This window comes from Vibrio sinaloensis (assembly GCF_000808535.1).
GTDB lineage: Bacteria > Pseudomonadota > Gammaproteobacteria > Enterobacterales > Vibrionaceae > Vibrio > Vibrio sinaloensis_D.
On sequence record NZ_JWLV01000020.1, the window covers coordinates 98,506 to 113,551 of the forward strand.

A 15,046-nucleotide genomic window follows, 5' to 3' on the forward strand; every position below is an offset into this window, starting at 1 on the left:
CATTCTAAGAGCTATGGCTAGTAATGCTCTTAGTATATTCGCTTCTGCATTTATAATATTAGTCTTACCAAAGTTTATTGGCTTAGAAGAATATAGCTACTGGCAGTTATACATCTTTTATTCATCTTATGTCGGTTTCTTGCATTTAGGTTGGAGTGATGGCTTTTATTTGAATAATGGAGGAAAGAATTTTGACTCGATAAATAAGGAGAGAACTTCCTCTAATTATTATTCGTTCATACTATTCCAGATTTTCTTAGCTGTAAGCATAATTATCATATCTACAACGTTAAGTGATAATTATGCTCAAGTTACTTTTTACATTGCAGTTTGTTTACTGTTAACTAATATTAGAAGTTATAGTCAATTTCTATTACAAGCGACAAGCAGGATAAAAGAATACTCAAGTATCATTATTATTGAAAAAGTAACTTTAGTAATTGGTGTAACGATAGTATTGTTGTTTTATGATGTTAAGTTTGAAATGATTATCTTAGTTGATCTTCTTTCTCGACTTGTCGCTTTGACTATTTCTTCTTATAGATGTAAAAGTATACTTTTTTATGAAAATGTAAACTGCGCAACTTTAATACTTGGGTTTGAAGACACAAAAAAGTTTATATACTCAGGATTTAAGTTAATGTTTTCATTCATTTGTAGTTTACTTATATTTGGTGTAGTCAGGTATATGATTGAAGCCAAATGGGGAATTTTGGCTTTCGGGGAAGTCTCACTAACATTAAGCTTAGCTACATTATTTGTAGTATTCATAAACTCTATCAGTATAGTATTATTCCCGGCTTTAAGAAACATCAACGAAAAACTAAGGAAAGAAGTATATATAAAAATAAGGTTTTACCTTTTTATGTTTTTGCTGATTCTTTGTAATTTATATTTTCCATTATATAGCATAATGTCACTTTGGTTACCTAATTTCAATAACGCGCTGCAATATCTTCCTTTAGTTTTTCCAATAATGCTATTTGAAACTAAAACATCAATATTGACAAACTCTTACATGAAAGCTTTAAGAAAGGAGTCAGATTTACTTAAAGTAAACATATTCACTTTGATTTTATCAATTGTATTTAGTTCGATGATATATATATATAGTGATAGTTTAGAAAACTGTTTGATACTATTAGTTATTGTGTCATTTACTAAATATGTGGTCTCAGATTATCTTTTGTCAAAGAATATGAAAGCTATAGAGTATAAATATTGGATTTTTGATTTTTTATTTGTAGTTACATTTATGACATTAGCTAATAGTAATTATGAATATGTATATACAATGTTAACATTGCCACTTCTCCCATTATTAATATATAAGATTATCAAGTAAATATGAAAAAAGTATTATTTGTAGCTACGATTGATCAGCATATTAGACATTTTCATATACCATATCTCCGGTGGTTCAAAAGTAAAAACTTTCAAGTGTCTGTGGCCTCAAATGGAAATGAAAATGTTCCATATGTTGATGTTAAATATGAAGTTTCTTTTGAAAGAAGTCCATGGTCATATAATAATTTTATAGCTTTCTTGAAATTGAAGAAATTATTGAAAGAAAATAAATACGAAATTATTCACACGCATACACCGGTTGCGAGTATATTAGTCAGATTAGCTAACTTTATGACCGGGAAAAGGTCCAAAATAATATACACAGCTCATGGATTTCATTTTTATAAAGGAGCAAAAATTTTCAACTGGTTAATCTATTATCCAGTTGAAAAATTATTATCATTTCAAACAGATACCCTTATTACAATTAATGACGAAGATTACAATGCCACTATTCGTAATAAATTTGGTTGTAAAAACGTCTATTTAGTTGATGGTGTTGGTATAAACTTAGATAAATATAGATGTCCAACTGATAAAGAAAAATTAAGACTGCGTGAAATGAATAATTTAAGTGAAAATGAATTCGTTTTGATATATGTGGGAGAGCTTAGTAAAAGAAAGAATCAAAAGTTATTGTTGGAATCGATAGCAAAATTAACGACTCGAATTGATAACTTAAAACTATTATTAGTAGGTAAAGGTAATGAAGAAACTAATTTGCGTAAACAATGTACATTATTGAATTTAGATAATATTGTAGAATTTTTAGGTTATCGAAATGATGTTAGTGATCTCATGAAATTATCTGACCTTTCAGTTTCTACTGCTTTACAAGAAGGGTTGCCAGTCAATATTATGGAGTCGCTATCCAGTGGGTTACCTTGTGTCGTTACAAATTGCCGTGGGAATCGTGATATCATAAATGATGGTGTTAATGGCTTTGTCGTTGAAGATTATGATTCGGAATTATTTTCAGATAGAGTTTTTAAAATTTACAATGACAAATCTACTTATAAGAAAATGAAGTTTAACGCAATAAAATCAGTTGAAAAATACTCAGATAAAGAAGTGTTAAAAGTGATGGGTAATATTTATTCTGAGTGTTTAGGTAACAAAAGTGAATAGATCAAAAATATTAGCAATATTAATTCTAGTATGCTTGATCTGTAATGTTAACTACCTAGACTCTTTAGCAGGATGGCTTATATTCATATCACAAATTATGATAATAGGTGGTGTTTTCATATGTTACAATAAGATACGTGATATATTTAGTCCTATAGTCATAACTTATGTTGGTATGTTAATACCTTTTTCTATAAAAGGTATGTATATACTAGAGGTTGATAAGTTTCCAAAAGACGATCTTGTTCTACCATTATTTTACTATTTGATTTTTATATTTTTCTTCACATTAGCATTGATAATTAAAAATAAAAAAATAATACTGATTACTTATAAAAATCTATCTAATAGAGTTGTTGTTAGTTCTACTTTAATTATCAGATCATTTGTTTTGGTAACTATTGGTATTGCGGTTTATGCTACTAAAATGGGAACGCTTAATCCAGTAGAGTTAATATCTAATGTACTAGCTAATCGTATTGATATGCAAAACTCCGGTGGCTTATATGTTCAAACATTCGTATTATTAATTTTGCAAACCTCCTTGTTTATAAATGCGGTTATGTATTTTAAAACAAAAAATAGGCTCTTACTACTTTCTACTTTTATTATATTGGTTATTAACTTTCTTGTGACATTTACGTTGGGAGGAAGAGGAATGATTATAGTGCCAATATTAATGTTATTTTTTTATAAATACAAAATTACCGGTCGTTCAGATTGGATAAGAATAATATCATTTGTATTTGTATTTATAATATTTTCTGGTTGGTATGGAATGTACCGAGATGGAGTGACATCCGTTAATAATACTATCGTTATTTCTGATGTACTGGGTAATATATTAGATAGGTATGTACAGTTTGATAATTTTATTCGTGTCGTAAAAAATCCAGTAGATTACTATATCGGTCAGTCATTTGTAGATTTTCTTTCATCTCCAATTCCGAGAAGCATTTTCCCAGATAAGCCATACAATTTTAATTCACAGATGACACAGATATATCACCCAGCACAAGCTGAAAGATTTCTCGTGACTGATTTTACTATGTTAAGTGAGTTACTTTTGAATTTTGGTATTGTAGGTATAGTTGTAGGGTCATTTTTATTTGGAAGACTGATATCCTACTTAAACTTTGCTTATAACTACTTTAATACAAACGATTTTTTCTTATTTTGGTATCCTTTCTTTATGTTGAAACCTATGAGTTATTTATATGGCGGCTTGATTAATTCTACAGTTAATATGATGGTTATATTAGAAGTACCCATACTTGTAATGTTATGGTTAGTTTATTCAACAAAAAAAAGTGGTTATGAAAAAATATAAAGTATTATATCTTATATTAAATGGCTCACCATATGGCGGTTCTGAAAAGCATGTGGTTGATATTGTTAATAATATATATGATAAAGGTATAGATGCAAAATTAATTTATTCTGACGGAAACTCTCTTATCGAGGGTATAAAGGATAAAGGTATTGCTACTCCCATGGGACGTGGTTTTATTGACTTTTTCAAAATACTAAAAATAGTTAGAGACGAGAAGCCAGATATAATACATGCTCATGCAGCTAGAGCGCTAATCTTCGCTCGCATACTTAAGCTTCTTTTAAAAAAATTTACCGGTCAAAAAATTAAATTGGTTTCTACCTCGCATGGACTTTGGGTGCCTTCCGGTAAAAAAAAATTACAGTTACACCGATTACTCCACGTGTTTAAGGGGCAAGATGATTTGACTTTGGCTGTTTCTAATTATTCTAGGTCTGAGTTAATTGATCAAGGCTATAATAAAGATAGAGTTAAATGTATTTATAATGGGATTGACTTTAGTAACTTCAATTCGTCCAGAAATATTAAACGTAAAGTTAAAAACGTCATATTCGTAGGGCGCTTGACTGAACAGAAAGGCGTATCTCACCTAATGGACCTGATTGATAGGGAGTCATTAAACGAGGATGAAGTTAAGTTTGAGATATACGGTTCAGGGCATTTGGATGCATATATAGATGATTACATAAGAGCCAAAAAATTAACTAATGTTAATGTTAAAGGTCATACTGATAGTATTAACGATGTGTTCTTAAAGGCGGATGTATTAATCGCACCATCTATGGATGAAGGACTTCCTTATACATTAGTTGAAGCTATTAACTGTGGACTTCCTGTTGTTAGTACTGTGGTTGGAGGCATTCCTGAAATTGTGGAAAATGGGAAAAATGGATTTTTAGTCAAGCCTGGTGATAGAGATGATTTTTACCGAGCATTTTCTAAAATTAAGAAAGAAAATATAGAGAGTATGTCTAGAGAGTCAATTCGAATTTCACAAAAATTTTCACTTAGCACGATGGTTGATAGTATTGTATACGAATATGAAGAGTGCTTGAAATGAAGAAAAATATAGTTGTGTTTATGTATAACTTTCCACCTATTGGTGCTGGAAGAGGTATAGCATGGAATAAATTTTGTTCTCATTTATCTAATGAATATAATGTTAATTTAATAACTATTGAACCAAGCGAAAATGATCCAATATATAACGAATCAAAGCTTGATGATATAAAGGATGACTTTGCGATTCATAGAACATCGCCTGGTTTTTTGTACAGAAAAATGTATCCATCAAAAGTAAAACTTGATGAAAGTTCAGATACTATTGACTATGAAAAAAAAGTTTTGAACAAAAGTTTTGTCAAAAAAATATACAAATCGGTTGTTCGCTCTTGTATATTCCCAGATAGAATGATTTTTTGGAATAAAAGTGCGGAAAATAAATTTCTAGAAATAAATCGTGTTGATAAAGTTGATCTTATAGTAACAGTAGGCTTTCCGTTTTCAACGCATCTACTTGGATATAAATTAAAAAGAAAGTTTGGCATGAAATGGATCATGGATTATGGAGATCCATGGTCATTCAATCCGTCGTCTGAAACGGTTCCGCACTTTCGCCGTTGGTTAGATCGTATTGTTGAATCAAAGATTATTAGATCTAGTGATCATATAACGGTTACTACAGATACAACCAAACAAGCTTTTGAATCTAAATTTAAAAAATTACCGGATGTTAGTGTGGTAAAGCAGGGTGTTGATTACGAGATGTTTCGCGCCAATCGAGATGCTGAAAATAAAAAATCAGAGACTTTGAATTTATTCTATTCTGGCATCTTTTACAAAGATATTCGTAATCCCGAGAATTTTTTTCATGCAATATCAAAAGTACAAAATATTCCTGTCAAAGTTAATATAATAATTGCGGGGCACATGGAAGATTATGTTCTTAATATGGTTAAATCGATATCATTCCCTGATTGTATAAATGTTCAATTTATTGGAAATATAAGGTTCGATCAAGTGGTTAATTATCAAAGTAATTCTGATGGTTTGCTTTTTTTTGGTAATAAAGGTGCTCTCCAGGTTCCGGGTAAGATTTATGAATATTTAGCGTCTAGAACCCCCATATTTTCAGTGTCATATCAATATGACGCAGTTTCAGACATGATTGAATTTTATGAGCGTGGAGAAACTTCGCTCAATAGTGAAAACTGTATAAAAGACAGCTTCGAACGTTTTGTTATTAACCTGAATGACAAAATTGATTATTATAGCAATGAAGAAATTGAAGAATTTGATTGGGCTTATATTTCCAATGAAATGAATAATATAGTAAATGCTGTTGTTGGAGATAAATAATGTGTAAGTTAGTAATTACTAATGGTTGGTCAGATCTTAATTCTGGTGATAGTGCGATAGTAATGAGTGTAATTCAACGATTTTATATGGAATATGGAGATAAACTTTCCGTAACTGTTCTATCAGAACTTAACGAGGTCAATGAGTTTTATAGTGATAGTATTGATAAAATTATAGAGGTTTTTCCTAGTATATCTATAAAACTTATACCCTCTCCATTCAAAAAAACTTATAATGATAGTTTTTTTGATAAAATGTCAGAAATTGCTAGTTTTTTTAAAAATTTGTCACTAATACCTTTTAGCCGTTCCTCAAAGAATGATTATATTAGGGAAATACGTTTGGCTGATGTGGTTGTTTCTAAAGGTGGACACTTTATACATGATCGAAGAGGGCTTCATAGTGTTGTTCATCTTATAAAGTGTTTATATCCAATAATTATCTCCAAACATCTTGGTGTGAAATATTCACTATTAGCTCAGTCCTATGGGCCTTTTTATCAAGATACACTTCTTTCGAAGTTTAACACCGCATTAGTCAGAACGGTATTGAATAATTCTGAAGGTTTATCTGTGCGTGAGTCTGTATCTATAGGCGCATTAGAGTTAATTGGTGTTGATAAAAGTAAGACTTATTCTACAAGTGATTATGCATTTTTGATGAATGATATCACTTTGAAAAATTGTAGAGAATTTGATTATGACAATTTCTTTGTCGTTACTTTAAGGCAACATGATTTTAAAAATGAAAATGGCGAACAAGCATACCTAGAATCAATGCGGAATTTATGTATAAGTATTTATGAAAAATATTCTCTTTCCCCATTGATTGTACCTCACGTAAAAGGGCCAAATAGTTTTGAAAATGATATAATAATAACTAAGAAATTTGAGTCACTACTTGAAGGAAAGTATAAAAATATTTTTAAGTTTGAATACGAACATATGCATGCAATTGAGTTTATGCAGTTGTATTCTAAAGCAAAAATATTGATTGGTACTCGTTTCCATTCTGTCATATTTGCACTTTGTTCTTCTGTTCCTTCTTTCGCTATCTCGTATTCTGGTTATAAAGCTAACATCATGAAGCAATTTTCTATGGATGATTTCATGATGAACATTGATGATGTTAATCACGAAAACTTAGATGCTCTAGAAAAAAGGATATTTACCTTAATCGATAATAACGATTTTTTCCGTGGAAAAATTAAAAATAGAATGGAACACGTTCGTAGGGAGATAATTGAAGACCCTGCTTTTAGCAATTTGAAAAAATAGGTGTTTTTGTGCTAGGTATTACAGGTGGAAGTGGCTTTGTTGGAACGTCTCTTATCAAGTTAATTCAAGAAAGGAATATTTCATATAGATCTTTTGTCAGAAAACCGTGTCCGAACAAGTCTAGTTATACAGTTGGTGATATCTCTGCTGATACAAACTGGCATGAGGGCTTATCGAAAATCTCAGTTTTGATACATTTAGCTTCGGTGGCTCATGGTAACGCTCAATCGGTATTAGATTACGAAAAAGTTAACTTTTTGGGGACATTAAATTTAGCTATACAAGCTGCTGAGGCCGGAGTTAAACGATTTATATTTATTAGTTCTATTGGAGTTTTGGGTAATTCATCTTTCAATGAAAAATTTACCGAAGAAAGTATACCAAATCCCAATAATCATTATACGAAGTCAAAGTTCGAGGCGGAAAAGGCATTGCTTGAATTGTCGCTATCAACTAATATGGAGGTCGTTATTATTCGTCCCCCATTAGTATATGGAAAAAAAGCTCCCGGTAATTTTGGTTTGCTACAAAAACTTGTCGGCTACTTTCCTATATTACCTTTTGGTTCAATTAATAATAAGAGAAACGTTATATCTGTTGATAATTTAGTTGATTTCATACTTGTTTGTGCATATCACCCTAAAGCTTCAAATAAGACTTTTTTAATCGCTGAATCTGAACCTTTGTCTATTAAAGATATTACGAATAATATAGCAGAGGCAAAAAATAAAAAAATAATTCAGTTACCCGTTCCAAAATGGCTTATGATTTATGTTGGCAAGTTATTAGGGCAATCTTCTCTGGTTGAACAAATTATTGGAAACTTAGAAATTGATTCCACATTAGCAAATACGACTTTAAATTGGAAACAAAAATATACAATGAGGGAGTCTTTGTTGGTGGACGAAAAGGTGAATAAATGACTCGTGTAATAGACTTTATAGCATCACTCTTTGGGTTGCTTTTCTTATGGCCAATATTACTCATTGTTACTATCATTGGTCTATTTGATACTGGCTCTCCTATTTTTGTGCAAGAGCGTGTTGGCCGTAATAAAAAACCATTCAAACTTATCAAGTTTCGTACCATGTCGGTTGAGACAAAATCGGTTGCTAGTCATTTAGCGAGTGATGCCTCCATCACAAAGCTGGGTGGATTTTTGCGTAAAACTAAAATTGACGAGCTACCGCAATTAATAAATGTTGTGAAAGGCGAAATGAGTCTAGTTGGTCCTCGCCCTAATTTGTTTAACCAAGAAGAGTTGATTCGAGAGCGTGATGCACAAGGCGTGTACGATGTTTTACCGGGAGTAACTGGGTTAGCTCAAGTGCAGAACATTGATATGTCTACACCAGAACTTCTGGCTAAGACAGATAAAAAAATGATAGATACGCTGACATTAAAGGATTATTTCAAGTATATCTTGATGACAGCGACTGGTAGTGGCTCAGGTGATGCCGTAAACTCAAAAGACAAATAAAGAATAATGAGTAACGTTAGTGTTGCTTCACGCTCAGGGAAAATTATGGCTAGGCTTGAATACATTTGGAATTTGCCGCGTTTCAGCAAGCGGCTGATCAGCATACTCATTGATAGTATCTTTATCGTTACTTCATTCTATATCGCTTACTGGACTCGGCTAGGAACAATCACGGCCGCTCAAGACCAGTTAACCTATTATGTGTTAGCTGGTACGACGATTGTTTCGATCATTGCTTTCACTCGTTTAGGGCTTTACAGAGCGGTACTACGCTACCTAACGTTCCATGCCTTAGCTGTAGTTGGCGTGTGTAGTGTTATATCAGCGTTGTCAGTTGCTGTGTTCTCGTTTTATCTAGATGCCTCAATTCCTCGCTCTGTTCCGATTATTTATGGTGCTTTTCTTTGTTTACTTTGTGGTGGCGCTCGAATGATCATTCGATCTTTGGTTGCCCAGGCGAATAACAAGAGCAAGAAGAAAGTACTGATATATGGAGCTGGATCAGCAGGTCGTCAGCTCGCATTAGCGTTGCGCTCATCAGAGTCTCACCACGTTGTTGGCTTTATTGATCAGGATAAAACCATTGTGGGTACGATGATTATGGGGCTCAATGTTTACGATGCCCTCATAACAGAGAATATTGTGGAAAAGTATAATGTGGGGCAAGTTTTACTCGCGATTCCAAGTGCTTCAAGAGCCAAGCGCAAGCAAATACTCGGTTCTTTGATGCATTTATCTGCAGAGGTATTAACCATTCCGAATATGGAAGATATCGTTGAAGGGCGAGCTAAAATTGATGAGCTTAAAGATGTCGAAGTAGAAGACCTTCTTGGCCGAGATCCTGTATCACCGCAACAGTCGTTGATGGAAGCAAACATCAAAGGTAAAGTTGTAATGGTGACAGGTGCTGGAGGATCGATAGGTTCTGAGCTTTGCCGACAAATTATTAGGCAGAAACCTAAAGCCCTTGTTCTGTTTGAGTTGTCTGAGTTTGGCTTGTACAAAATAGACAGAGAGCTAAATAACCTAGTTGAAAGGGAAGGCCTATCTTTACAGGTGATTCCATTGCTTGGTTCTGTTCAACGAATCAATCGCTTAGCGACAACCATGAAAAGCTTCAATGTACAAACCGTTTACCACGCTGCAGCCTATAAACATGTCCCACTCGTTGAGTACAATGTGGTTGAAGGGGTCCGTAATAATGTTTTCGGTACTTACTATGCGGCGAAAGCTGCGATCGAAGCGAAGGTTGAGTCGTTTGTGTTGATTTCAACCGATAAAGCGGTGCGTCCAACGAATGTTATGGGTGCAACTAAGCGTGTATCAGAGCTTGGCCTTCAGGCTTTAGCCATGCAACAAAACGCGTTAGAGAATGGTACTCGCTTTTGTATGGTGCGTTTCGGTAATGTGTTGGGTTCATCTGGTTCGGTGATACCTTTGTTCAAAAAGCAAATTGCTGCGGGTGGCCCAGTTACTGTTACACATGAGGATATTATTCGCTACTTTATGACCATTCCTGAAGCCGCGCAATTGGTGATTCAAGCGGGAGCCATGGGCAAAGGCGGTGATGTCTTTGTCCTTGATATGGGAGAGCCAGTGCGGATCGCTGATCTTGCGCGAAATCTCATTCAGCTCTCTGGTTTGGAGGTCAAAGACAGTGACAACCCGTATGGTGATATTGCTATAGAGTTTTCTGGCCTAAGACCTGGTGAAAAGCTGTATGAAGAGCTGCTTATCGGTGATAACGTACAAGAAACCGCACACCCTAGAATTATGACCGCGCAAGAAACCTATCTGCCGATTGATGACTATTTAGAGCTATTAGAAAAGCTCGACCACGCTTGTCACAATTTCAATCATGAAGAAATTAGGCGTTTACTCCTTGAGGCACCGACGGGCTTTAACCCATCGGATGAAATAGGGGATTTGGTCTGGAAGCAGTTAAGTGAAAATCAATCAGGTCAAATGGTGGAGCTCAATGCAGAGTTGAAAGCATTGGTTCATTAAGTTGATTAGAGCGAGCCGAAAGGGCTCGCTTTCTTGTATCAGGGCTGAGCTCTCAAAGAAATCTCCCCGCCAATAAAACTTTCAAGCCCATTATCCGTTTCTAATAGCACGGCACCTTGCTCGTTGATACCACGGCAAATACCAGTGATTTCACGGGGGCCCATAATGAGTTTGATTGGGCGGTCTAAGAAATTGTCTAGGCGATTCCAGCGGGTTACGAAACCCTGCATCCCCTTGAGTTCATAGTCAGTGAGGGCTTGGTGTAGCGTGTTGATCAGCGTTATCGCGAGCTCGTTTCGGTCAAGTGTTCCCGTGTTCGCAACATCCTTGAGGCTAGCCCAAGGTTGGGTGATGCCTGCGGTTTTCTCAGGCATCTTCAGGTTCATGCCCATACCGATCACCAAGTTAGCTGCCGCCCCCGCTTGGCCCGACATTTCTACCAAAATGCCAGCTAGCTTCTTGTCTTGGTAATAGAGGTCATTCGGCCATTTGAGTTTTACTCCCTCTAGGCCAAGTTCTTCCAGCGCCTCGACTATCGCCACTCCGACAACCAAACTAAGCCCCATAGCCGCCGCCATTCCGGCATCTAGCCGCCAGTACATCGACATATACAAGTTAGCACCAAAAGGGGATACCCACTCGCGGCCACGACGTCCTCTCCCTTTAGCTTGGTACTCTGCAAGGCAAACCGCTCCTGACTGCAAGCTGTCTGCCCTATCTAAGAGATACTGATTGGTAGAGTCAATGACGGGAATAAGCTCGACCAAATCCCCAAACTGCGCTTGAAGTGTTTGTTCATCTAACAGTTGCATGGGCTCAGCAAGTTGATAGCCTTTTCCCTGCACTCGATAAACGTCTACGCCCCACGCCTGAATGCCTTTAATGTGTTTACTGATTGCTGCGCGAGAGACGCCAAGCATAGTGCCGAGCTCTTCCCCTGAATGGAATCCACCTTGAGCAAGTGCGCGCAATATGGCCAGTTTGATGGAGTGTTCTTTCATGTCAGGCCTCTATGATCTTGTGTAAGTACGTTTCGCTGGTGTGATCCATAAAGCGAACTTCATGCTCTAGTTCGACGTCAAATTTGGCTGACACGCAGGCGCGTACCTTCTCTGCAAGGTTGACGACGTCGGTGGCGCTTGCTGAACCTCGGTTGACTAACACAAGTGCTTGGTTGGGGTGGACTTGTGCTCCGCCGACCTTGGTGCCTTTTAAGTGGCATTGATCTATCAACCAACCAGCCGCGAGTTTCATACCGCTTTCTGCCGGATAGGCGATGAGATTAGGGAATCGAAGTTTAAGCGCTGAGTATTGCTCATGCGATATGATAGGGTTTTTGAAGAAGCTACCTGCGTTCCCCGTTATAGCTGGGTCAGGCAGCTTTTCCATCCTTACCTGACAAACGGTCGAGTAAATCTGTTGAGCTGTAACAGCCTCTGCATCAAATTGTTGCAACGGGCCATAGCTGATATTTGGCTGCCAATCTTTAGCGAGTTTGAGGCCAACAGCAATAATGACCGCTTTTTGATAAAGCTGATGCTTGAAAATTGAGTCTCGATAGCCAAATTGACATTGCTCAGCCGTCATTCGATGTACCTTAAATGTCTCTAAGCAAAGAATATCGACATATTCACAGATGTCTTTCAGCTCAACGCCATAGGCGCCAATATTTTGGATAGGAGCACTGCCCGCGCATCCTGGAATCAGTGCTAGGTTTTCTAACCCATTGTAGCCTTGCTCGACCGACCATTCGACCAGTGCTGGCCAGTCTTCGCCGGCGCTTACGTGCAAGTGCCAGTGATGCTCGCTTTCGTTGACCTTTTTGCCCATCAAGCGGTTCACCACCACAACACCATGAAACGGCTGAGTGAAAAGCATATTGCTGCCTTTCCCAAGCATTAGTTTCGGTAGGTCTTGCCATTCAGGTGTCTGATACGCCTCGATGATATCCTCGATAGAGTGGGCTTCGACCAAATAGTCGCAGGTCTGAGAGATAGAAAAAGTATGGTACGCCGAGAGGTCGGCTTGAGTCTGAATTTGCATCACTATTATCGAGTCAACTAAACTGCGCACATTCTACCTTAAAAACGGATTAGGCGATAATGAGCAGCTTAACCATCGATGTGTTAGACCCGATAAAACTGCCACTTGTGGCGAGGCTATACAAGCAGTATTACCCTTCTGGCAAAGCAAAGAAAGATGAACTGACAATAGTGGGATATTGGGAGCAGCAACTTGCTGCTGTTGTTCGCTTTCGTTCCATTGAGCAGTATCGCTTACTGACGGGGATGCTGGTGGTGCCGGACCAAAGAGAGAAAGGGCTTGGTCATCAACTGATGGCTTATTGTCAAGATAAGGTGCTCACAGACCTTGATTACTGCTTTGCTTACCAGCATCTGGAATCATTCTACGCGCAGCATGGGTTTGTTATGGTCGAGGAAAGTGCATTACCCAATGCGCTTAGACAGCTCTTTATTCGTTACTCAACCAGTGGCAAAAAATTGGTGGCGATGCATTATCAAACGTCATGAATAAGGCTTTGATGTTTATCAATGCAGGCTAATTTGCCAAAGGGTGTTTCATGATGCTGTGAGCTAAGGACAATTCTTACTCAGTCAAGATACAATCTGGGGCGGCAAATCTAGGTATTTTCTACCATATTTTGCTAATATCGCTCTCCACTTTAAGTAAAGGTATTACATCCAACATGATGACCAATAGGAATATATTCGAAAAACTGCCCACTCTGGCGCAAGATCCGGCTCAGTTTGAGACGCTCTACGCGGCGAGAGACTTTAGAACTCGTCTTATTGAGGCGATTCAAAAGGCAAGTAAGCGAATCTACCTTGTCGCGCTCTATCTTGAGGATGACGAAGCTGGCCGAGAAATCTTAACGGAGCTTTATGAAGCGAAACAGCGCAACCCAGGCTTGGATATTGCGGTGTGTGTCGACTGGCACCGAGCTCAGCGTGGGTTGATTGGTGCGGCGCCTGGTGAAACCAATGCCTCTATGTACAAAGCGTTCGCCGATAAGTACCCGCACAAAGTGCCTGTTTATGGTGTCCCTGTTCGTGGTAGAGAAGTGTTTGGCGTGCTTCATCTAAAAGGGTTTATCATCGATGACCAAGTTATCTACAGCGGCGCCAGCTTAAATAACATTTACTTAAACTACAAAGAACGTTACCGCTTCGATCGTTACCACGTGCTAGGTAATAAAGCGCTGGCTGACAGCATGGTCGATTTAGTGCAGAAAGAGATGATCGCGCACCCAGCGGTTAATGATCTTGCTTGTCCTACCAAGCCAGAGACGAAAGAGATCAAAGCGCAAATTCGTCAGCTTCGTGGTTCTTTAGCGAAGGCGAGCTACCAATTTACACCTGAGTCGGTCTCTGCCGATCAGGTCGCAGTGACCCCTATCGTGGGTGTTGGGAAAAAGCGCAATAAACTCAATCAAGGCATTAACCAATTGCTCGCCTTGGCAAAGGATGAGATCTTCATTTGTACGCCATACTTTAACTTTCCGCGCAGTGTCGCCAAAGAAGTCAAAAAAGCGATTAAGCGCGGAGTGAAGGTGACGATTGTCGTCGGTGATAAAACCGCTAATGACTTTTATATTGCCCCTGACCAAGAGTTTAAAACCATCGGTGGTTTGCCGTACTTGTACGAGCGTAACTTGCGTCAGTTTGCAAAAGCGAACGAGGCCAATATTGCGAGCCGCAAACTCTCTATCCATCTTTGGAAACACGATGAAAACAGCTACCACTTGAAAGGCATTTGGGTTGATAAGCGCTATATGCTGATTACCGGTAATAACCTGAACCCGCGTGCGTGGAAGCTAGATCTAGAAAACGCGATTCTAATTCAAGATAACTACCATCATTTAACCGAACAGTTTGAGCAAGAAGTGACGAATATTCTTCAACATACGCATTTGATTTGCACGTATAAGCAGTTGGAGAAGTTTGAGAATTACCCAGAACCAGTACAAAAGCTGATGCGTAAGATTACGCGTGTAAAAGCCGACCGAGTGTTAAAGCAGATTTTGTAGAAGAGATAAAAGCATAAAACTAGATAGAGAAAGGGCAGCGTGTTAGCGCTAATGCCGATCAGTTAAAC

13 protein-coding genes are annotated in these 15,046 nt (G+C 37.3%); 11 read left to right on the plus strand and 2 right to left on the minus strand.

Annotated features, from left to right (window positions below; all coding sequences use genetic code 11):
• Positions 1-13 precede the first annotated feature (13 nt).
• From RJ47_RS12680 to RJ47_RS12720, 9 genes are read left to right on the plus strand one after another with little or no spacing between them, the layout of a single operon-like run.
• Complete coding sequence (locus RJ47_RS12680) at positions 14-1,345, plus strand: hypothetical protein (protein ID WP_156143323.1); 1,332 nt, start codon at positions 14-16, stop codon at positions 1,343-1,345.
• Positions 1,346-1,347: 2 nt separating this feature from the next.
• Positions 1,348-2,475, plus strand: coding sequence for a glycosyltransferase family 4 protein (locus tag RJ47_RS12685; protein ID WP_039484189.1), 1,128 nt, complete (start codon positions 1,348-1,350; stop codon positions 2,473-2,475).
• Positions 2,468-3,805 carry an O-antigen polymerase gene (locus RJ47_RS12690; RefSeq protein WP_039484191.1) on the plus strand — a complete coding sequence of 446 codons (1,338 nt, stop codon included), beginning with the start codon at positions 2,468-2,470 and terminating at the stop codon, positions 3,803-3,805. The genes RJ47_RS12685 and RJ47_RS12690 overlap by 8 nt, the downstream gene beginning before the upstream one ends.
• Positions 3,792-4,868 (plus strand): glycosyltransferase family 4 protein, encoded by a 1,077-nt coding sequence (locus tag RJ47_RS12695; RefSeq protein WP_039484193.1) that lies wholly within the window; start codon positions 3,792-3,794, stop codon positions 4,866-4,868. The genes RJ47_RS12690 and RJ47_RS12695 overlap by 14 nt, the downstream gene beginning before the upstream one ends.
• Positions 4,865-6,166: a hypothetical protein gene (locus tag RJ47_RS12700; protein ID WP_039484195.1), complete on the plus strand. Its 1,302-nt coding sequence runs from the start codon at positions 4,865-4,867 to the stop codon at positions 6,164-6,166. Before RJ47_RS12695 ends, RJ47_RS12700 begins: the two co-directional genes overlap by 4 nt.
• A complete protein-coding gene (locus RJ47_RS12705; protein ID WP_039484197.1) occupies positions 6,166-7,443 on the plus strand; it encodes a polysaccharide pyruvyl transferase family protein in 1,278 nt (425 codons plus the stop codon). The genes RJ47_RS12700 and RJ47_RS12705 overlap by 1 nt, the downstream gene beginning before the upstream one ends.
• Before the next feature lie 8 nt (positions 7,444-7,451).
• Positions 7,452-8,366: an NAD-dependent epimerase/dehydratase family protein gene (locus RJ47_RS12710; protein ID WP_039484199.1), complete on the plus strand. Its 915-nt coding sequence runs from the start codon at positions 7,452-7,454 to the stop codon at positions 8,364-8,366.
• Entirely contained in the window at positions 8,363-8,923 is a 561-nt protein-coding gene (locus RJ47_RS12715; protein ID WP_039484201.1) for a sugar transferase, read from the plus strand. Before RJ47_RS12710 ends, RJ47_RS12715 begins: the two co-directional genes overlap by 4 nt.
• A gap of 45 nt (positions 8,924-8,968) precedes the next feature.
• Entirely contained in the window at positions 8,969-10,930 is a 1,962-nt protein-coding gene (locus RJ47_RS12720; RefSeq protein WP_039484202.1) for a polysaccharide biosynthesis protein, read from the plus strand.
• A 38-nt stretch (positions 10,931-10,968) separates the two neighbouring features.
• Here RJ47_RS12720 and birA read toward each other — a convergent pair whose 3' ends face one another.
• The gene (gene birA, locus RJ47_RS12725; RefSeq protein ID WP_039484203.1) at positions 10,969-11,931 is read right to left on the minus strand and encodes a bifunctional biotin--[acetyl-CoA-carboxylase] ligase/biotin operon repressor BirA; all 963 of its coding nucleotides are present in this window, start codon (positions 11,929-11,931) and stop codon (positions 10,969-10,971) included.
• Position 11,932: 1 nt separating this feature from the next.
• The gene (murB, locus tag RJ47_RS12730) at positions 11,933-12,973 is read right to left on the minus strand and encodes a UDP-N-acetylmuramate dehydrogenase (protein ID WP_039484204.1); all 1,041 of its coding nucleotides are present in this window, start codon (positions 12,971-12,973) and stop codon (positions 11,933-11,935) included.
• 59 nt (positions 12,974-13,032) lie between these two features.
• Here murB and RJ47_RS12735 point away from each other — a divergent pair, with 59 nt between their 5' ends.
• Complete coding sequence (locus RJ47_RS12735) at positions 13,033-13,461, plus strand: GNAT family N-acetyltransferase (RefSeq protein WP_039484206.1); 429 nt, start codon at positions 13,033-13,035, stop codon at positions 13,459-13,461.
• 176 nt (positions 13,462-13,637) lie between these two features.
• Positions 13,638-14,978 (plus strand): CDP-diacylglycerol--serine O-phosphatidyltransferase, encoded by a 1,341-nt coding sequence (pssA, locus tag RJ47_RS12740; protein WP_039484209.1) that lies wholly within the window; start codon positions 13,638-13,640, stop codon positions 14,976-14,978.
• Positions 14,979-15,046 lie beyond the last annotated feature (68 nt).